The organism is Variovorax endophyticus (assembly GCF_025376855.1).
GTDB lineage: Bacteria > Pseudomonadota > Gammaproteobacteria > Burkholderiales > Burkholderiaceae_C > Variovorax.
Map to the genome: position 1 here is coordinate 187,234 of NZ_JAHUTH010000002.1, position 18,643 is coordinate 205,876.

Sequence of the window (18,643 nt, forward strand, 5' to 3'; positions counted from 1 at the left end):
GAAAGCCACCATGAGCGCCTCCCTCGCCGCCTCCCTCCTCGACCTCTTGCTGGGCCTGGAACTCGGCGCGCGCAGCGATGCCGATCCGAACCGCTTCGCGCTCGAGGGCGTGCGCTGGGCCACGGGCCAGGACGGCACGCGCGAACTGCGGATCGCGCAACTCGAAGCGACAGCCCTGCGGCTCGCCACGGGCGCGCTCGTGCTGGAGATCGATCGCATCGCCGTGCACGAACTGGTCGCGCGCGTGCATGCCGGGAACGGGCCGCTGCGCGTCGGCGCCATCGAGGCCCGCGACGCGGAATTCGTCGGCCTGAAGTTGCACGGCCCGCTGGTGCTGCCGCGGCAGTTTCGCCAACTGTGGGAAGCCACCCACCCCGCCGACGGCACGGCGCTGCCGCCACCGGCCGACGCCTGGCAACTCGGCCCGCTCGGCGAGATCGACGGCACCCTGCGCGGCCGCATCACCGACGCGCACCTGCTGTTCGATGCCGACGTGACCGTGCCGATCCGCCATGGGCTGGTCGACTTCAACGACGCCACCGTCGAGCACGTGGGCCCCGACTCGCGCATGGGCGTGAGCCCGCTCGGCTTCTACGTCGATGCCCCGAACGGCCGCAGCTACCTCTACCAGTTCGCCTCGGCGCCGCTCGCGGGCGTGGAGTTCGAGCGCCGCAAGAGCCTGATCGGCCCGTGGATCTCCGAGCGCGGCAAGCTCCGGCTGCGGCCCTTCGCCGAATCGATGCTGCGCCAGGGGCCGGGCTCGCAGGCCCAGGGGCTGACCGCGCAGGCGCGCACGCTGCTCGGGCGCACGGCCTTGTCGGGCGAACTGCGGCTGGGCGACGGACTGCTCGCACTGCCGGGCCTGCAGGTGTCGATGGACGGGCACGAGCAGGGCCTCAACACGGTCGTGCTGCGCTCGGAATCGGTGGGACGCGGGCTGGGCGCGGAGATCGCGGCGCTGTCCGCGCGCGAGATCGCGGCGAGCTGGGGCGGCGCGCAGCTCGCCGGCGAGGCCGTGACGGCGAAGCTCGGCGTGCAGGTCGTCGTCGAGGGCTACGCCCTGCGCTTCGTGCTCGCGGTCGAGAACGGCCGCATCGCCGCACCCCGCATCGGCTTCGCGGCCGTCGAGCCCGCGTGATCGTCCCCTGGAGGTCTATCCAGGCCGAGATCGCTTCGACCGCTCGAGCCGTTCGATGAACTCCTTCGGCAGACGCCGCGCCCGCGCGATATCGACCGCATCGCGCCCCTGCTCGTCGGTTACGGAAGCATCGGCACCGGCCGCGATCAGCAGCGCCAGGGTCTTCAGCCGCTGCAGCCGGGCCGCATAGAAGAGCGGCGTTTCGCCGTGCGCGCGCAGGTTCAGCTCGGGCCTGTTCGCGAGCAGCACGCGGCACATCGCCGCGTCGTCGCGCCACACAGCGGCCCACAGCGACCAGCTCGTGTTCGCGCCGCGCTTGGCAAGGAACTTCACCAGCGGCAGGTTCTCGCCGCGCGCCACCGCGTACCAGATCGGCGTGGCGCGGAAGTCGCCCTCGTCCTCGTCCATGGGCACCACGGCCTCGAGGTCGGCACCCGCATCGAGCAGCGCGGTCACGGTCTTGATCCCATGGGGTTCCGCGAGCTGCGCGCCCTCGGCCTTCACCGTGCAGGCCAGGTGGATCGCCGCGCGGCCGCGCGGATCGGTGGCGCCGACCAGCGCCGGCGCCTGGGCCAGCTGGGTCCGGACCGAGGCCGCGTCCCAGGCCTTCGCGGCGGCGAACAGCGATGTCTTCGAGGGCGGGAACATGGGCGCTTTCCTTCCTTGTCTGCGTCGGGCCATGGCGGCGCGATGGCCGCCGCCATCTTCCCACGGGCTTGACCCAGGTCAATCGCCTGGCGCCCGCTGCGGGCTAGCATGGACAGGCGACACGAGGAGACACCGTGGAACTCGAGATACCGGAGATGCTGGCCGCCGTCCTGCGCAGCCAGGTCGGCGCGCAGTCGCCGCTGGGCCTCCAGCTGGGCGGCCAGGGGGCCTGCAGCGGCATACGCGTCGTGTCGAGCCGCCACTTCGACGGCCGCTCGCTCAACCTGCTCTACCAGCTGAGCCTCGGCAACGGCGCGCGCGACCTGGTGTTCCAGCTGCTCGCGCTCGACAACCTCAACGGCGAATCGCAGCTGCAGCCGATCGCGAACCTCGAGGCGATGGTGCCGGCACTGACCGAATGGCTGGCGCGCGACGCCATCGACGGCTGGCTCTACCAGCGCGGCAAGGACGGCGTGCTGCTGCCCTGGCTGGTCCACACGGTGCGGCTGGTGAAGCCCACCGAGGGCAATGCCTACGTGCTCGTGGGCCTGCTCGCCAACACCTTGCAGGCCGCCGGCCGCGAGCCGCCCTCCGAGCCCCGGCTGCGCTTCGCGGGCATGACCTGGGGCCTGAGCTTCTACGAGGAGCAGTTGCCGCAGCGCACGCTGGCCGACCTGTTCGCCGACCACGGCTTTCACAAGGAGTGCGCGGAGTTCAAGCGCGAGTACGAGATGCAGCTCGAGCGCTTCGGCAAGCTGCAGCCGCAGCACGGCGCGCAGTTCACCGTCGGCGGCAGCGTGTGGACCGCGGGCGAGGGCCCGCGCGCGGCGCTCGAGTGCCACCGGCTGCCCGAGGCCGCCGCGGTGCGCTGCGTGAACGACGAGGAGCTGCTGCGCCGCCGCTTCGACCTGGCGGCCGACCCCCACCACTGGCGCGAGAGCGGCATCGCCCAGGGCTTCGACCGCATTCCCCAGCACTGCTACCTGCACCTGTTCCACCTCGACTGGCACCGCAACATCTGGGTCCATGCCCAGCATGTGCAGGAGTACCGGTACCAGCCCGGCCTGCGCGAGCGGCTGGTGCTGCCGCAGGCGCACCGCGACCTGATCGACATCCTCACGGCCGACCGCAACTTCCTGGTCGAGGACGTGGTGCCCGGCAAGTCGGGCGGCACCACCATCCTGTGCAAGGGCGCGCCCGGCCTGGGCAAGACGCTGACCGCCGAGGTCTACGCCGAAGTGGTCGGCAAGCCGCTGTACCGCGTGCATTCGGGCCAGCTCGGCGTGACGGCGAGTTCGGTGGAGACCAGCCTCACGCGCATCCTGCAGCGCGCCGCGCGCTGGGGTTGCGTGCTGCTGCTCGACGAGGCCGACGTCTACATCCGGCGCCGCGACAACGACCTGCAGCACAACGCCATCGTGGCCGAGTTCCTGCGCACGCTCGAGTACTTCAGCGGCCTGCTGTTCATGACCACCAACCGCGTCGGCGACATCGACGAGGCCATCCTCTCGCGCTGCATCGCGGTGATCGACTACCAGCCGCCCGGGCCCGAGGATGCGCGACGCCTGTGGACCACGCTGTCGGCCCAGCTCGGCGTGGAACTGCCCGCCGCCGTGATCGACCGGCTGGTGGTCGACTACGCAGGCGCCAGCGGCCGCGACATCAAGGAACTGCTCAAGCTCACGAGCAAGTACTGCCGGCGCAAGGAACTGCCGCTGTCGACGCAGTCCTTCGCGCAGTGCGCCGTGTTCCGCGGCATCGCGCCCGCCGCAGCGCCCGAAGGAGGCCACGCGTGATCGATCCCACCCTGTTCGGCGGTGCGCTCACGGGCCGCATGGCCTTCCGGCCCGGTGCCGCGCCCCTGTACGAGCCGCTGCCGCCCGGGCGCCACGACCTGGGTTTCGACGAGGGCCGCGACGCGGTGCTGGTCGTGCCCGAGGGCCTGCCCACCGATGCGCCGCTGCCCCTGCTCGTGATGTTCCATGGCGCGGGCGGCGAGGCCAACCGGGTGCTGCCGCACTTCGTCGCGCATGCGCGCTCGCGCGGCTTCCTGCTGCTGGCGCCGCAGTCGATGTACGCCACCTGGGACATCGTGGTCGGCGGCCATGGCCCCGACCTCGAGCGGCTCGACAACGCGCTGGCCACCGTGTCGCGGCATTTCCGGCTCGACCCCGCGCGGCTCGCGTTCGCGGGCTTCTCCGACGGCGGCAGCTACGCGCTGTCGCTGGGCCTCACCAACGGCGACGTGGCGAGCCACGTGATCGGCCTGTCGGCCGGCTTCATGAACAGCTTCGCGCAGGCCGGCACGCCGCGCTTCTTTCTCGCGCACGGGCGCTCGGACAGCCAGCTGCCGATCGAGACCAGCGCCCATCCGCACGCCCGGCGGCTGCTCGAGAGCGGGCACGACCTCACGCTGCAGCCCTTCGATGGGGACCATGTGATCGTGCCCTGGGTGGTGGGGCGGGCGGTGGAGTTCTTTCTGGGCAGGGAGGCAGCGAAGCAGGTTTGAGAGCCCAAGAACTCCAGATGCACAAAAGCCGCGCGACTTCTCGCAGCGGGACATCGATCCACACTCGATCCGTGATCAAGCCGAGATCGCATGCCCCCGCAGACGCTGACTTTCGGTCAACTGGAACGGGCGGCCAAGAGCAAGCGTCCGCGCTCAACGATGCGATCGGTATCGAAGGCCTGGACGCAACCAGCGGTCGCGTCTGCCAGACCACGATCGATATCCGCCTTGAGAGTGGAAAACTCATTGAGTACCAACCAGCGCCGCGCTTTCCATTCACGCAAAGCTTCTCGTACCACTTCGCCAGGCGATTCGTACTCTCCGCGCTCCACCGCCTGCCTGATGGTGGCAGCTATCTCGACGGGCACCGTTACGGTCATTCGTTTGGTGCCGCGCACGCGTCGGCCTCCTTCCGCGGTCTACGATCACTGCGAACCATCACCTGCGTGCCGACAGCCCGCGCCCGCAACTGCCCACACCCCCCATCCACGTCCTGCCCCGCCGAATTCCGCAGCTTGGTCAGGATGCCGCGCTCGTGCAGGGTGCGTGCGATCTGCTGGCAGCGCGCCCAGGCCGGGCGCTGGAAGTCCACGCCGTCGACCGCGTTGAACGGGATCATGTTGAGCACGCCGTACTTGCCCGACAGCAGCCGCACCAGCCCCTCGATCTCTTCCTCGCTGTCGTTGATGCCCTCGAGCAGCGTCCACTGGTACTGGATCGGATAGCCAGTGGTGCGCGCATAGCGCTCGCCGGCCGCGACCAGTTCCTCGGGCGTGAGCCGCGGCGCGCGCGGCAGCAGCTTGCGGCGCAGTTCGTCGCGCGTGGTGTGCAGCGACAGCGCGAGCGCGGGCCGCACGCGTTCCTGCAGCAGCCGCTCGAACACGCGCGGATCGCCGACGGTGGAGAACACCAGGTTCTTGTGGCCGATGTTGCCGACCGTGCCGAGCAGCTCGATCGCCTCCATCACGTTGTCGAGGTTGTGGGCCGGCTCGCCCATGCCCATGAACACCACCTTGCGCACCGGCCGGCGCAGGCGCGCGAGCGCCACCTGGGCAACGATCTCGGCGCTGCCGACCTGGCGCAGCAGGCCCTCGCGCCCGGTCATGCAGAACTGGCAGCCGACCGCGCAGCCGACCTGCGAGGACACGCACAGGCCGTCGCGCGGCAGCAGCACGCTCTCGACGGTCTGGCCGTCGGCAAGGGCCACGAGCAGCCGCTCCGAACCGTCGGCACCGGGATGCACCGCATGCACGCGCGCGAGGCCCGCGAGCTCGGCCTCGATCGCCGGCAACTCGGCCATCAACCCGGCCGGAAAGAAGCTGTGCGGCAGCCGCCGGCCGCTGTCGCGCGGCAGCGCATGGGACCACAGCCGCAGCACGCGCTGCTCATGGCTGGGGCCCGCGCCCGCTTCGCGCAGTCGGCGTCGGATGTCGTGGATTCGCATGGGGCTGGAACGGGAGGCGGCGCGCGCGGCGGCGCGGATCGGGGGTCCAGATTGTGCACCCGGGCCGCGGCCCGCTCAGCTCCACTGCCGCGCGAGGTACTTCGCCGTGGGCGTGCCGGCCTTCGCGACCTCGCGCGGCGTGCCCGCCGCCACCACGCGCCCGCCCTCGCCGCCCGCGCCCGGGCCCATGTCGATGACCCAGTCGCAGCGCGCCACCACGCGCATCTCGTGCTCGACCAGCACCACCATGTTGCCCGCGTCGACGAGCTCGTCGAGCTGCGCCATCAGCCGGTCCACGTCCGACGGATGCAGCCCGGTGGTCGGCTCGTCGAGCACATAGAGCGCGTCGCCGCGCTGCGCGCGCTGCAGCTCGGTCGCGAGCTTGATGCGCTGGGCCTCGCCACCCGACAGCTCGGTGGCCGGCTGGCCCAGGCGCAGGTAGCCCAGGCCGATCGCCGCGAGCAGGCGCAGCGGCCGCTCGATGGGGGCGTCGTCCACGAAGAAGGCATGCGCCTCGTCCACCGTCATCGCGAGCACGTCGGCGATGCTCTTGTCGCGCAGCCGCACCTTCAGCGTCGCCGCGTCGAAGCGCGAGCCGCCGCACTGCGGGCAGGGGGCGTAGACGCTGGGCATGAACAGCAGCTCGACGCTGACGAAGCCCTCGCCCTCGCAGGTCGGGCAGCGGCCCTTGGCGACGTTGAACGAGAACTGGCCGGCATCGAAGCGGCGCGCCTTCGCGGCGCGGGTCTGCGCGAACAGCTTGCGCACGTGGTCGAACAGCCCGGTGTAGGTCGCGAGGTTCGAACGCGGCGTGCGGCCGATCGGCTTCTGGTCGACCCGCACCAGCCGCCGGATCCGGTCCAGGCCCTCGACGATGCGGCCCTGCGTCTCCTGGGCGAGCGAGGGCTCGCCCTCGCCCGGCTCTTCGTCGGCCGGCGCCTCGTGGCCCAGGTGCGCCGCCACCAGCTGCACCAGCGCCTGGCTCACGAGGCTGGACTTGCCCGACCCCGAAACGCCGGTGACCGCGGTCATCGCGCCGATCGGAAAAGCCGCATCGACCGCCTCGAGGTTGTTGCGCGTGACGCCTTCGAGCCGCAGCCAGCCCCGCGCCGAACGCGGCGGCCGGCCCGCATCGCCGGCCGCCTCGGGTGCGAACAGGTAGGCGGCCGTGCGGGAAGCCGCCACGTCGCGCAATCCGGCGGGCGGCCCGCTGTAGAGCACCTCGCCGCCCTTCTCGCCCGCGCCGGGCCCGACATCGACCAGCCAGTCGGCGCGGCGCATCAGGTCCAGATCGTGCTCGACCACGAACAGCGAGTTGCCCGCGCGCTTGAGTGCATCGAGCGCGTCGACCAGCGCCTCGGCGTCGGCCGGGTGCAGGCCGGCCGAGGGCTCGTCGAGCACGTACACCACGCCGAACAGCTTGGAACGGATCTGCGTCGCGAGCCGCAGCCGCTGCAGCTCGCCCGGCGACAGCGTGGGCGTGCTGCGGTCGAGCGAGAGATAGCCCAGCCCGAGGCCCAGCAGCGTCGCGAGCCGCGCCAGCGCGTCCTGCGCGATGCGCTGCGCCACGATGCGTTTCTCGGCCGACGGCGCCACCTTGCCATGCGCCTCGCCACGCGCGGCCGGCCGCAGCACCTGCGCCAGCGCGCCCAGCGTGAGGTGCGAGATCTGCCCGATGTCGAGCCCCGCGAAACGCACCGACAACGCCTCGGCCTTCAGTCGCTTTCCCTGGCAGGCGGGACACGACGCGCCCGACATGAAGCGCGAGACGCGGTTCTTCATCAGCGCGCTCTGCGTGGTGGCGAAGGTGTGGAGCACGTACTTGCGCGCGCCCATGAAGGTGCCCTGGTAGCTGGGCTCGAGCTTGCGGCGCAGCGCTGCACGCGTCTCGGCCGGCGTGAAGCCCGCGTAGACCGGCACCGTCGGCTGCTCCTCGGTGAACAGGATCCAGTCGCGCGTCTTCTTCGGCAGCGTGCGCCACGGCGTGTCGACGTCGATGCCCAGCGTGACGAGGATGTCGCGCAGGTTCTGCCCCTGCCAGGCCGAGGGCCAGGCGGCCACCGCGCGCTCGCGGATCGTGAGGCTGTCGTCGGGCACCATCGCGCGCTCGGTCACCTCGAACACCCGGCCCAGACCGTGGCAGACGGGGCAGGCACCCTGGGGCGTGTTCGGCGAGAAGTCCTCCGCGTGCAGCATCGCTTGGCGCGCCGGGTAGTCGCCCGCGCGCGAATAGAGCATGCGCAACAGATTCGACAGCGTGGTCACGCTGCCCACCGAGGAGCGCGTGCCCGGCGTGCCGCGCTGCTGCTGCAAGGCCACGGCCGGCGGCAGCCCGTCGATGGCATCGACCGCCGGCACGCCGACCTGGTCGATCAGCCGCCGCGCATAGGGTGCCACCGATTCGAGGTAGCGCCGCTGCGCCTCGGCATACAGCGTGCCGAAGGCCAGCGAGGACTTGCCGGAACCCGAGATGCCGCTGAAGACCACGAGGGCATCGCGCGGAATGTCGACGTCGACGTTGCGCAGGTTGTGCTCGCGCGCGCCGCGCACGGAGACGAAGCGGTGGGAGGCCGGGTCGGGCAGGGTTTTGGGTTGTTGGGGCATGGTGTTCGCGGGGGCTGGCGCCGCAGGCCGATATTGATGGCAGACATCGCAGCGGCGCCTTGCAGGACAAGGGCGCGACCTCGATTCGGCGCGGGCAAAGGCCGGCACGATAAGGCATGCCTGTCTCTGCCCCCCGCAAGCCCTGGAAAGCCATCGCCTGGACCTTCGTCCTGACGCTCGCCGCCACCCTGCTCGTGCTCAACCTCACGAGCGGCGAGAAGAAGCTCGACGAACAGGTGCGCCGCGAATACGCGCTGCACGATCCCCAGTACCAGCGCGCGCTCGGCGCCCTGCTCGGCCCGCCGATCGCCGACGGCAACCGCTTCGAGGCCTTCCAGAACGGCGACCGGATCTTTCCGCCGATGCTCGCGGCGATCCGCGCCGCGAAGCACAGCATCACCTTCGAGACCTACATCTACTGGTCGGGCGACATCGGCCGCGCCTTCGCCGATGCGCTGTCGGAACGCGCGCGCGCCGGCGTCAAGGTGCACGTGCTGCTCGACTGGGTCGGCAGCGCGAAGGTCGACGCGGACTTCATCCGCGAGATGGAGACAGCGGGCGTGGAGATCCGCAAGTTCCACAAGCCGAGCTGGTACGACATCGCGCGCATGAACAACCGCACCCACCGCAAGCTGCTGGTGGTCGACGGCCGCATCGGCTTCACGGGCGGCGTGGGCATCGCGCCCGAATGGACCGGCAACGCGCAGGACCCGGCGCACTGGCGCGACTCGCACTACCAGGTCGAGGGCCCGGTGGTGGCGCAGATGCAGGCGGTCTTCATGGACAACTGGATCAAGGTCTCGGGCGACGTGCTCCACGGCGAGCGCTATTTCCCGCCGCTGCCGCCGGTGGGCAACGGCCGCGCGCAGATGTTCAGCAGTTCGCCCTCGGGCGGCAGCGAGAGCATGCACCTGATGTACCTGCTCTCGATCGCCGCGGCCACGAAGACCATCGACCTCTCGAGCGCCTACTTCGTGCCCGACGACCTCACCGTGGGCGCGCTGGTCGCGGCGCTGCATCGCGGCGTGCGCGTGCGCATCGTCACGCCGGGACCGATCATCGATTCGCAGACCGTGCGCCGCGCCTCGCGCGCCGCCTGGGGCCCGCTGCTCGAGGCCGGCGCCCAGATCAGCGAGTACCAGCCCACCATGTACCACTGCAAGGTCTTCCTGGTCGACGGCCTGCTGGTGTCGGTGGGCTCGACCAACTTCGACAACCGCTCGTTCCGGCTCAACGACGAGGCCAACCTCAACATCTACGACGAGGCCTTCGCCGCGGCGCAGACCGTGCAGTTCGAGGCCGACCTCGCGCAGTCGAAGCGGTTGAGCTACGAGGGCTGGAAGGAACGGCCGTTGCTCGAAAAGGCCTGGGAGCATCTGGCGGCGGTGCTGTCGCCGCAGCTCTGAGCGGCCGGCCCTATGCCGACACCCTGGCCTCGAGGGCCTGCAACGCCTCCGAGACGATGGCGAGCCCTTGCATCAGATCGGCCTGGGAGATGGTCAGCGGCGGCGCCACCACGCACAGGTTGTACTTGACGTACAGCCACACGCCGCGCGCCAGCAGGTCGGACTGGAAGTCCTCCATCAAGCGCTGATCCGCGCCCTGCCACGCGACCAGCGGCTCGCGCGTCTCGCGGTCGCGCACGAGCTCGATGCCGAAGAAGGCACCGATGCCGCGCACGTCGCCCACGATGGCGCTGCGTTCGCGGATGTGGTCCAGGCCTTGCCGGAGCCAGGCTTCGATCTCGCGTCCTCGCGTAAAGAGGCCTTCGGTCTCGTAGGCGCGCAGCGCGCCAAGCCCCGCCGCCATGCAGACCGGGTGGCCCGAATAGGTGTGGCCGAACGGAAAGGGCCGATGATCGAAGGCTTCGGCGATCTCCTCTCGCATCAGCACGCCGCCCAGCGGCATGCAGGCGCCCGTGACGCCCTTGGCGAAGCTCAGCATGTCGGGCGCGACGCCGACGCGGCGCGAGGCGAACATCTCGCCGACGCGGCCGAAGCCGCACATGACCTCGTCGTGGATCAGCAGCGCGCCGCAGCGCCGTGCGAGTTCGCGCACGCCGGCCAGATAGCCCTCCTCGTACGCGACCAGGCCGTCCGAACCGAGCACCGGCTCGATCAGGATCGCCGCGATGTTGGCGGGGTTCTCCTGCTCGATCACGCGCTCGAGATGCGCCAGCGCGCGTCGCACCTCCTCGGCCCTGTCGTCGGTGTGGAAGGGACTGCGATAGGGGTGCGGCGCGAAGAAGCGCGCGATGCCGCCCGGCGCCGCCTGCTCGCTGGCCCAGCGGCGGCTGCCGCCCGTGAGCGCGGCCGCGCCGGCGCTGGTGCCGTGGTAGGAGCGGTAGGCGCTCAGCACCTTCAGCCGGCCGGTGACGAGGCGCGCGATCTTCACCGCGTCGTCGTTGGCCTCGCCGCCGCCGGTGGTGAAGTGCACGCGCGCGCCGCCGCGCCAGGGCGCCCGTGCGCACAGGCGCTCGGAGAAGACCTCGCGGATGTCGCTGCGCAGCGTGGGCGACACGAAGCACAGCGACTCGGCCTGGCGCCTTATCGCCTCGATCACCATCGGATGGCCGTGGCCCAGGTTGGCGCACATGAGGCCGCTCGACAGGTCCAGGCAGCGCGCGCCATCGGCCGTGTGCAGGTGGACGCCAGCCCCGCCGACGAAGACGGGACCGGGCCGCTGCCCCTGGCGCGACCACGGCGTCATGAAGCGCGCGGCCGCCTCGCCCGGCATGGCGGCCATCACCGGCCCTCGAAGAAGGCCTTGATCTCGCGCGCGCAGACCGCGGGCGCCTCGCGGTGCACGAAGTGCCCGGCATCGGCGAAGTCGATGCTGAAGTCGGCGAAGTAGTCGCCCAGGCGGTCCGACCACTCGGGGCGGATCAAGGGATCGCGTCGCCCCCAGAGGAAGCGCGAGGGCACCGTGATGCGCGGAGGTGGCGGCAAGGTGCCGTCGAGCCACTTGCGGCGGTTGGTGGCCGAGCTCAGGTACCAGTCGAAGCCGCCCTGGATGTTGTCGTTGCGCATGAACATGTCGACGTAGATTTCGATCATGTCGGCGAACACCTCGGGGTTGTCGCCCGACCAGTGATCGAGGAAGTGCGACATGTAGAGCCTGCAGCTCTCGCGCGATGCGCCGACCAGCTTCGCGGCCCATGGCAGCTGCTGGAAGTACTGGTACCAGACCTCGATCAGGTGGTCGGGCTGCCCGTAGCGCGAACCGAGGCCGGGATACGGGGTACAGAAATAGAACGCGCCCTTAAGCCGATCGCCGTGCGCCTGGCTGAAGGCCTGCAGCACGTAGGCGCCGAGGTCGCCGCCCACCATGCCGAAGCGGTCGAGGCCGAGGCGCCGCGTGAATTCGGCGATGTCCTCGGCGTGCGTCGCGGCGTTGGCGTTGGCATCGGGCCCGGACGTGGGCTTGCCGGTGAAGCCGCAGCCGCGCAGGTCGGGAACGATGAGTTCGAAATCGTTCTTCAGCAGCTCCATGAGCGGCCGGTACACCATCCAGAACTCGGGCCAGCCGTGCAGCAGCACGAGCGGCGCGCCCTGGCCGACGCGCGCATAGTGCATGTTCAGGCCGTTGGCCGGTACGTGATCGAATCGGATGCCGGAAGCGGCGGCGTCGCGCATGGCGTCATCTAGTGCAGACATGGTGTTCCTGTGGTTCATCTGTGAAAAGGCACCGCTTCGAAGCGGTGCGATGAACTTTAGGAATGGCCCCGCGCAGCGTCCAATACCGACGCGATACGCTGGCAGAGGCGCGGCGTCTGGCGCGCCCCGCGCACCTCGGCTCAGCCCGGCGCCGGGCCCGTCGTCTCGACGATCTGCAGGAAGTTCCTCAGCGCGACCGAGGCGTGGTCCCTGCGCCAGACCACGGTCATCGGCGAAGTCAGCACCTGCGGCTCGATGCCCACGAAGCGCACGCCGCTGCGTCCGTGCCCGCAGACGCTGGCGGGCACGAAGCTGATGCCGGCGCCGGCCGCGACCAGGCCCAGCGCGGTCTGCATGTTGCGCGCGCCCTCCTTGAGTTCGAGCACGATGCCGCGCTCGCCGAGCGCATGAAGGATCAGGTCGGTCAGGCTGGGCCGCGGGTGACGCGGATAGAGCACGGCGGCCTGGCCATGCAGCTCCTCCACGGGAATGGTGGCCCGCGCGGCCAGCGGATGCCGCGTCGGCACCGCGGCCATCAGGGGCTCGGTGATCAGCAGCCGCTGCTCGATCGACGGATCGGGCGGCAGCCCGGGGCGCGAGAAGCCGACGTCGATCGAACGCCGCGACAGCGCCTCGGCGATCTCGGCCGCGAGCAGCTCGCTGAAAGACAGCTCGACCTCGGGATAGCGGTCGCGAAACGCGTTGAGCACATCGGGCAGCACGCTGTACATGGCCGAGCCCGCGAAGCCGATCGCCAGTTTTCCGCTGTGGCCGCGGCCGATGCGCCGCACATCGTCCACCGCGGCATCGAACTGCGACATGATCGCGACCGCGCGCTCGAGCAGCAGCGTGCCCGCCTCGGTGAGCCGCACCGGCCGGTTGTCGCGGTCGATGAGCTGCACGCCCAGCTCCTCCTCGAGCTGGCGGATCTGCTGGCTCAGCGGCGGCTGCGCGATGTGCAGCCGGTCCGCCGCGCGCGTGAAGCTCAGTTCCTCGGCCACCGCGCGGAAGTAGCGCAGGTGCCGGATCTCCAGGCGCGCGGACGGCCCGCCCGAATGCGCGGGTCGCGAATCGTCGTCGTTCGATGGGGCGGGCGGGTGGTCGCGCATTGCGTGCTCCTGCGCGGTGCGCCGTCGGCGGCTCAGCTGTCGAGCGGCCGGTCCCGGGTCTCCGGGACGAACAGCCAGCACAGCACGAACCCCGCGCCCGCGATCAGCACAGGGTACCAAAGCCCGTCGAAGATGCTGCCCGTGGCGGCCTGGATGGCGACGACTGTCGCGGGCAGCAGGCCGCCGATCCAGCCGTTGCCGATGTGATAGGGCAAGGACATCGAGGTGTAGCGGATGCGCGCCGGGAACATCTCGACCAGCATCGCGGCCATGGGGCCGAAAGCCATGCCGGTGAGCAGCTGCAGGTAGACGATGATGAGCACGATCATGAGGTGGTTGATCTGCGCGGGATCGGCGCTGGCACGATAGCCGGCGTCCTCCAGCGCTTTGCCCAGCGCCTGGTCGAAGGCGGCCGCGCGCTCCTTCGCGTCGGCGGCCGCGCCGTCGTAGGCCGGCAGCGACAGCGTGCCGATGCGCACCACCGCCGTCGTGCCCGGCGCCGCGGCCTCGTTGCTGTAGGGAATGCCACGCCGCACCAGCGCGCTCTTCGCCACGTCGCAGCTCGAGGTGAACTTCGAGGTGCCGACCGGGTTGAACTGGAACGAGCAGCGCGCCGGATCGGCCGCCACCACCACGGGCGAGCGCGCCTGCGCGGCCTCGAGCGCCGGATTGGCGAAGTGCGTGAGCCCGTGGTAGACCGGGAACAGCGACACGGCCCCGAGCACCAGCGACGCGAGCACGATCGGCTTGCGTCCGATGCGGTCGCTGAGGTAGCCGAAGATCACGTAGAAGGGCGCGCCCAGCAGCAGGCCAATGGTCGACAGCGTGGTCGCGGTGACGGGATCGACACGCAACGTATTCACCAGGAACAGCGACGAGTAGATCGGCCCCGCGTTGGTGACCACAGCCTGCCCCGCCTGCAAGCCGAACAGCACGATCAGCACCAGCTTGAGGTTGCGCCAGTTGCCGAAGCTCTCGCGGATCGGCGCGCGCGACAGCGCACCGGCCGACTTCATCTCGGCGAACACCGGCGACTCGTGCAGCTTCATGCGGATCCACACGGAGATCGCCAGCAGCACCATCGAGAGCAGGAAGGGCACGCGCCAGCCCCAGGTCTCGAAGGCCTCGGGCGACATCGCGAGCCGGCAGCCCAGGATGACGCCGAGCGCCAGGCACAGGCCGACGATGAAGGCGGTCTGCAGCCACGAGGTGTAGCCGCCGCGCTGACCCGGCGGCGCATGCTCGGCGATGTAGACCGCCGCGCCGCCGTATTCGCCGCCGATCGCCAGCCCCTGCAGCATGCGCAGCCCGATCAGGATCGCCGGCGCGAAGCTGCCGATCGACGAATAGGTGGGCAGCAGGCCGACCGCGAAGGTCGCGAGGCCCATGATCAGGATGGTCGCGAGGAAGGTGTACTTGCGCCCGATCATGTCGCCGAGCCGCCCGAACACCAGCGCGCCGAAAGGCCGCACCACGAAGCCGGTGCCGAAGGCCAGCAGGCCGAAGATGTAGGCCTCCAGCGGCGTGGCGCTGGCGAAGAAATTCTTGCCGATGATCGCGGCCAGCGCGCCATAGAGATAGAAGTCGTACCACTCGAAGACGGTACCCAGGGTCGAGGCGATCACCACGTGCCTGGCCTTGGCGGGGCTCGGCGCGTGGGCGGGCGTCGCGGATGCATTCCGTGCGGATGCTTGCATGCTTGTCTCCAGTTCTCTTTTCTTGGGGTTCAGCGCGGGCTCAGCGCCCGCCGGCGACGGCCACGATGGCCGCGGTCACGTAGCCGGCCGAGGGCGACACCAGCCAGGCGACGCTCTGCGCAACCTCCTCGGGCAGGCCCGCGCGGCCCATCGGAATGCCCGGCGCCATGCGCGCGGCGCGGTCGGGCTTGCCGGCGGCCGCATGGAGTTCGGTCTCGATCAGGCCCGCGGCCACGGCGTTGACGCGGATGCCCTCGAGCGCGACTTCGCGCGCGAGGCCGGTGGTCAGCGTGTTCAGCGCGCCCTTGGTCGCCGCGTAGTGCACCCACTCGCCACCGCCGCCGATCTCCGCGGCGCGCGAGGACACGTTGACGATCGCGCCGCCGCGCCCGCCGTGGCGGATCGACATGCGCCGCACCGCCTCGCGGCAGCACAGGAACGCGCCCACGACATTGACGCCGAACACCTGTTTGAGCATGCGCGCGTCCGCCTCGTCCACGCGCGAGAAGCCGCCGGTGATGCCGCCGTTGTTGACGAGCACCGTCGGCACGCCGAGCTGCGCATCGGTCTCGCGGAACAGCCGCAGCACCTCCTCCTCCTTCGAGACGTCGGCCTGCAGCGCGATGGCGCGGCCGCCCCGCGACTCGATGTCGGCGACCACGGCGCGGGCGCTCGCCGCATCGCCCGCGTAGTTGACGACGACCTCATGGCCGTCCCTTGCCAGTTGGCGCGCGATCGCCGCGCCGATGCCGCGGCCGCCGCCGGTCACGATGGCGACCTTGTGGGTTGAAGGCATGTCTTCTCCATTCCTGTGTTGCGTGGGTGAAAACAGCGGGCGGGGTGCCTGCTGCGAACTGCCGCGGAATGAGAAGGCTTTTGCCGAAATGCGTCCAATAGCGTTGGCGTCAGAAACTATATGCAGCGCCTACATGCGCGCATCCGCACCGTCGCCTTCATAGGCTGCGCATCTGGAAGCGGACGTAGGCGGTCTTGGACGCGGGTGCCCGCCGTTCCTACGATGGGACGCATCGCAATTCAGGAGCGCCACCCGATGAGCCTCGTTCTTCCCACGCCCGGCGGCAACACCAACGACGGCACCCTGCGCGCCATCTCGGACTTCCACCCCTTCCTCTCGGCCTTCCGCCGCGATCTGCATGCGCACCCCGAGCTGGGCTTCGAGGAACGGCGCACCGCGGCGCGCGTGGCCGAGGCGCTGCAAGGCTTCGGCCTCGACGAGGTGCACACCGGCGTCGGCCGCACCGGCGTGGTCGGGGTGCTGCGCGGCCGGCAAGCCGGCTCTTCCTCGAAGTCCGTCGGCCTGCGCGCCGACATGGACGCCTTGCCGGTGCAGGAGGAAGGCGATTGCGCGCACCGCTCCGTGCATGCGGGCCTGATGCATGGCTGCGGCCACGACGGGCACGTGACGATGCTGCTGGGCGCCGCGCGCCATCTGGCGCACACGCGCGACTTCGGCGGCACCGTACACTTCATCTTCCAGCCCGGCGAGGAAGGACATGCGGGTGCGCGCGTGATGATCGAGGACGGCCTGTTCGAACGCTTCCCCTGCGACGCGGTCTATGCGCTCCACAACTGGCCCTCGCTGCCGGCGGGCACGGTGGCCGTCAACTCCGGCGCGATGATGGCGGCACGCGACGACTTCTGGCTCCGCATCGAGGGTGTCGGCGGACATGGCGCGATGCCGCATCGCACGGCCGACCCGGTCGTGGCCGCCTGCGCCGTGGTCGCGGCGCTCCAGACCGTGGTGAGCCGCAACCTCGATCCCGCGCTGAGCGCGGTCCTCACCGTGCATTCGCTGCAGGCCGGCGGCGCCATCGCGCACGGCGTTCCCACCCAGAGCGTGACGGTGCCGCCCCATGCGGACATCGCCGGCATCGCGAAATGGTTCGACGTGCCCGCGGGCGAGACGCTGCGCAAGCGAGTCGCGGAAATCGCGGGGGATTGCGCCAGCGCGTTCGGTACCCGGGCGGACGTGCGCTACCTGCCGTTCCTGCCGCCGACGGTGAACGCGCCGCCCTGCGCCGAGCTCGTGCGGCGCGCCGCGACCGGTCTGCTGGGCGCGGCGCGCGTTTTCACGGGCGTGCTGCCCAGCATGGCCTCGGAGGATTTCTCCTTCATGCTGAACGAGCGTCCCGGTGCCTATTTCTGGCTCGGCGTCGGCGAGGACGTGCCGGGCCTGCACCATCCGCGCTACGACTTCAACGACGCGGTGCTCCCGATCGGCGCGGCGCTGCTGGCGACGATCGCACGCGAAGCGCTCGCGGCATGAAACCGCGAGACGCCCTTCAACCGCGCAGCGACCGGAACGCCGCGCGCAACTCCGCGCTGAACAGCGCCGGCTGCTCCCAGGCGGCGAAGTGCCCGCCCTTGTCGACCTCGTTGAAGTAGATCAGGTTGTGGTACGCCGCCTCGACCCACTGACGCGGGGCGCGGTAGATCTCGCCCGGAAACACGGTCACCGCGGCCGGGATCGAGATGTCGACGGCGTTGAAGTTGTTGGCGTTGTTCTCCCAGTAGAGCTGGGCGCCCGAGGTGGCGGTCTTGGTCACCCAATAGAGCGTGATGTCGTCGAGCATCTCGTCGCGCGTGAGCGACTTCTCGGCGTCGCCGCCGCTGTAGGTCCACTCGGTGAACTTGTCGTAGAAGAAGGCGGCCAGGCCCGCGGGCGAGTCCTCGAGCGCATAGCCCAGGGTCTGCGGCCGCGTCACCATCAGCGCGGCATAGCCGCCACCCTTCCTGTAGAGGAAGTTCAGCGCATCGAAGGCCGCCTTCTCCTTGTCGTCGAGGCCGGCGGGCGCGGGGTCGCCGTTGTTGAGCGCCCGCGCCACCTGCGGCGGCACGCTGGCCGGCATGTTGACGTGGATGCCGAGCAGGCCCGGCAGCTTCTGGCGCGCCATGCTGTCCGAGATGACCGAGCCCCAGTCGCCGCCCTGCGACACGTAGCGCGGGTAGCCCAGCCGCTTCATCAGCACGTCCCAGGCGCGGCCGATGCGGTCGGGGCCCCAGCCGGTGCTGCGCGGCTTAGCCGAGAAGCCGTAGCCGGGCATCGAGGGCAGCACGAGGTGGAAGGCATCCTCCGCGCGGCCGCCATGGGCGGTGGGGTTGACGAGCGGGTCGATGGTCTTGAGCAGTTCCATCACCGAGCCGGGCCAGCCATGGGTCATGACCAGCGGCAGCGCATCGGGATGGCGCGACTTCACGTGGATGAAGTGGATGTCGAGGCCGTCGATCTCGGTGATGAACTGCGGCAAGGCATTGAGCCGCGCCTCGGCCTTGCGCCAGTCGTAGCCGCTGCCCCAGTACCGAACCAGCGGCTGCAGTTTCTCGAGCCTCACGCCCTGCGACAGGTCGCTCACGGTTTCGCGGTCGGGCCAGCGCGTGGCCTTCACGCGACGGCGCAGGTCGGCCAGCACGGCCTCGGGCACGTGGACGCGGAACGGGCGCACCGCCGTGTCGCCCGTGGGCGCGCGCGGCTTCGGCGGATAGGCCGCTGCCGCTTGCGCATCGGCCTCGGGACTGCCGGCCGCCCGTGCCAGCTCGGTGCCCGAGAGCAGGCTGAAGCCCGCGGCGCCGGCCACGGCGGAGGTGGCGAAGAAGCCGCGGCGCGTGGCCAGGCTCGCGGTCTTGTCAGTGGTCTTGTGCATGGGATGTTCCTCTGGATTGGATGAAGTCGCGTGGCCCCTGTCCCGGGGCTGGAGCGCATTCTTCGAGCGCCATGCCGCCGCGCGGCGGATCGCGTATGCCTGTGTATCCGCGCGAAAAATCCACACACTACGTTGCACGCGCGGCCCAATACACGACTGGCGCGCGGGCACACCGC

At 70.5% G+C, this 18,643-nt stretch carries 15 protein-coding genes; 5 read left to right on the top strand and 10 right to left on the bottom strand.

Going from position 1 to position 18,643, the window contains the following annotated elements; genetic code table 11:
• Nucleotides 1-10 precede the first annotated feature (10 nt).
• The gene (locus tag KV106_RS03620) at nucleotides 11-1,138 is read left to right on the top strand and encodes a hypothetical protein (RefSeq protein WP_261206142.1); all 1,128 of its coding nucleotides are present in this window, start codon (nucleotides 11-13) and stop codon (nucleotides 1,136-1,138) included.
• A 15-nt stretch (nucleotides 1,139-1,153) separates the two neighbouring features.
• Here KV106_RS03620 and KV106_RS03625 read toward each other — a convergent pair whose 3' ends face one another.
• Nucleotides 1,154-1,786 carry an ankyrin repeat domain-containing protein gene (locus KV106_RS03625; protein ID WP_261206143.1) on the bottom strand — a complete coding sequence of 211 codons (633 nt, stop codon included), beginning with the start codon at nucleotides 1,784-1,786 and terminating at the stop codon, nucleotides 1,154-1,156.
• Between the two features lie 134 nt (nucleotides 1,787-1,920).
• Here KV106_RS03625 and KV106_RS03630 point away from each other — a divergent pair, with 134 nt between their 5' ends.
• A complete protein-coding gene (locus tag KV106_RS03630; RefSeq protein WP_261206144.1) occupies nucleotides 1,921-3,582 on the top strand; it encodes an ATP-binding protein in 1,662 nt (553 codons plus the stop codon).
• The gene (locus KV106_RS03635; protein WP_261206145.1) at nucleotides 3,579-4,295 is read left to right on the top strand and encodes an alpha/beta hydrolase; all 717 of its coding nucleotides are present in this window, start codon (nucleotides 3,579-3,581) and stop codon (nucleotides 4,293-4,295) included. The genes KV106_RS03630 and KV106_RS03635 overlap by 4 nt, the downstream gene beginning before the upstream one ends.
• Nucleotides 4,296-4,411: 116 nt before the next feature.
• On the opposite strand, the gene KV106_RS03640 is transcribed toward KV106_RS03635, so the two are convergent.
• From KV106_RS03640 to KV106_RS03650, 3 genes are all read right to left on the bottom strand, one after another.
• Nucleotides 4,412-4,693, bottom strand: a complete 282-nt coding sequence (locus tag KV106_RS03640; RefSeq protein WP_261206146.1) for a ribbon-helix-helix domain-containing protein — start codon at nucleotides 4,691-4,693, stop codon at nucleotides 4,412-4,414.
• Nucleotides 4,672-5,739, bottom strand: coding sequence for an RNA methyltransferase (locus KV106_RS03645; RefSeq protein WP_261206147.1), 1,068 nt, complete (start codon nucleotides 5,737-5,739; stop codon nucleotides 4,672-4,674). The genes KV106_RS03640 and KV106_RS03645 overlap by 22 nt, the downstream gene beginning before the upstream one ends.
• Before the next feature lie 75 nt (nucleotides 5,740-5,814).
• A complete protein-coding gene (locus KV106_RS03650) occupies nucleotides 5,815-8,343 on the bottom strand; it encodes an excinuclease ABC subunit UvrA (protein ID WP_261206148.1) in 2,529 nt (842 codons plus the stop codon).
• Nucleotides 8,344-8,459: 116 nt separating this feature from the next.
• On the opposite strand from KV106_RS03650, the gene KV106_RS03655 reads away from it, so the two are divergent.
• Nucleotides 8,460-9,749 carry a phospholipase D-like domain-containing protein gene (locus tag KV106_RS03655; protein WP_261206150.1) on the top strand — a complete coding sequence of 430 codons (1,290 nt, stop codon included), beginning with the start codon at nucleotides 8,460-8,462 and terminating at the stop codon, nucleotides 9,747-9,749.
• Between the two features lie 10 nt (nucleotides 9,750-9,759).
• Here the strand turns inward: KV106_RS03655 and KV106_RS03660 are convergent, their stop codons facing one another.
• The 5 genes from KV106_RS03660 to KV106_RS03680 form a co-directional block, all read right to left on the bottom strand.
• Nucleotides 9,760-11,088, bottom strand: coding sequence for an aminotransferase class III-fold pyridoxal phosphate-dependent enzyme (locus KV106_RS03660; protein ID WP_261206152.1), 1,329 nt, complete (start codon nucleotides 11,086-11,088; stop codon nucleotides 9,760-9,762).
• Nucleotides 11,088-11,999: an alpha/beta fold hydrolase gene (locus tag KV106_RS03665; RefSeq protein WP_261206153.1), complete on the bottom strand. Its 912-nt coding sequence runs from the start codon at nucleotides 11,997-11,999 to the stop codon at nucleotides 11,088-11,090. Before KV106_RS03665 ends, KV106_RS03660 begins: the two co-directional genes overlap by 1 nt.
• A gap of 140 nt (nucleotides 12,000-12,139) precedes the next feature.
• Nucleotides 12,140-13,108, bottom strand: a complete 969-nt coding sequence (locus tag KV106_RS03670) for a LysR family transcriptional regulator (RefSeq protein ID WP_261206154.1) — start codon at nucleotides 13,106-13,108, stop codon at nucleotides 12,140-12,142.
• Nucleotides 13,109-13,140: 32 nt separating this feature from the next.
• Nucleotides 13,141-14,805 carry an MFS transporter gene (locus KV106_RS03675; RefSeq protein ID WP_261206155.1) on the bottom strand — a complete coding sequence of 555 codons (1,665 nt, stop codon included), beginning with the start codon at nucleotides 14,803-14,805 and terminating at the stop codon, nucleotides 13,141-13,143.
• 40 nt (nucleotides 14,806-14,845) lie between these two features.
• Nucleotides 14,846-15,601 carry an SDR family oxidoreductase gene (locus tag KV106_RS03680; RefSeq protein ID WP_261206156.1) on the bottom strand — a complete coding sequence of 252 codons (756 nt, stop codon included), beginning with the start codon at nucleotides 15,599-15,601 and terminating at the stop codon, nucleotides 14,846-14,848.
• A gap of 255 nt (nucleotides 15,602-15,856) precedes the next feature.
• Here KV106_RS03680 and KV106_RS03685 point away from each other — a divergent pair, with 255 nt between their 5' ends.
• Nucleotides 15,857-17,092 (top strand): amidohydrolase, encoded by a 1,236-nt coding sequence (locus KV106_RS03685; RefSeq protein WP_261206157.1) that lies wholly within the window; start codon nucleotides 15,857-15,859, stop codon nucleotides 17,090-17,092.
• Between the two features lie 16 nt (nucleotides 17,093-17,108).
• On the opposite strand, the gene KV106_RS03690 is transcribed toward KV106_RS03685, so the two are convergent.
• Nucleotides 17,109-18,467 (bottom strand): epoxide hydrolase family protein, encoded by a 1,359-nt coding sequence (locus tag KV106_RS03690; RefSeq protein ID WP_261206158.1) that lies wholly within the window; start codon nucleotides 18,465-18,467, stop codon nucleotides 17,109-17,111.
• Nucleotides 18,468-18,643 lie beyond the last annotated feature (176 nt).

What these genes read in the sequence shown, in the direction of transcription:
- KV106_RS03680 (WP_261206156.1), bottom strand. Translation starts at nt 15,601, where the DNA reads ATGCCTTCAACCCACAAGGTCGCCATCGTGACCGGCGGCGGCCGCGGC.
- KV106_RS03655 (WP_261206150.1), top strand. Translation starts at nt 8,460, where the DNA reads ATGCCTGTCTCTGCCCCCCGCAAGCCCTGGAAAGCCATCGCCTGGACC.
- KV106_RS03620 (WP_261206142.1), top strand. Translation starts at nt 11, where the DNA reads ATGAGCGCCTCCCTCGCCGCCTCCCTCCTCGACCTCTTGCTGGGCCTG.
- KV106_RS03625 (WP_261206143.1), bottom strand. Translation starts at nt 1,786, where the DNA reads ATGTTCCCGCCCTCGAAGACATCGCTGTTCGCCGCCGCGAAGGCCTGG.
- KV106_RS03675 (WP_261206155.1), bottom strand. Translation starts at nt 14,805, where the DNA reads ATGCAAGCATCCGCACGGAATGCATCCGCGACGCCCGCCCACGCGCCG.
- KV106_RS03660 (WP_261206152.1), bottom strand. Translation starts at nt 11,088, where the DNA reads ATGGCCGCCATGCCGGGCGAGGCGGCCGCGCGCTTCATGACGCCGTGG.
- KV106_RS03690 (WP_261206158.1), bottom strand. Translation starts at nt 18,467, where the DNA reads ATGCACAAGACCACTGACAAGACCGCGAGCCTGGCCACGCGCCGCGGC.
- KV106_RS03665 (WP_261206153.1), bottom strand. Translation starts at nt 11,999, where the DNA reads ATGTCTGCACTAGATGACGCCATGCGCGACGCCGCCGCTTCCGGCATC.
- KV106_RS03670 (WP_261206154.1), bottom strand. Translation starts at nt 13,108, where the DNA reads ATGCGCGACCACCCGCCCGCCCCATCGAACGACGACGATTCGCGACCC.
- KV106_RS03685 (WP_261206157.1), top strand. Translation starts at nt 15,857, where the DNA reads ATGAGCCTCGTTCTTCCCACGCCCGGCGGCAACACCAACGACGGCACC.
- KV106_RS03645 (WP_261206147.1), bottom strand. Translation starts at nt 5,739, where the DNA reads ATGCGAATCCACGACATCCGACGCCGACTGCGCGAAGCGGGCGCGGGC.
- KV106_RS03650 (WP_261206148.1), bottom strand. Translation starts at nt 8,343, where the DNA reads ATGCCCCAACAACCCAAAACCCTGCCCGACCCGGCCTCCCACCGCTTC.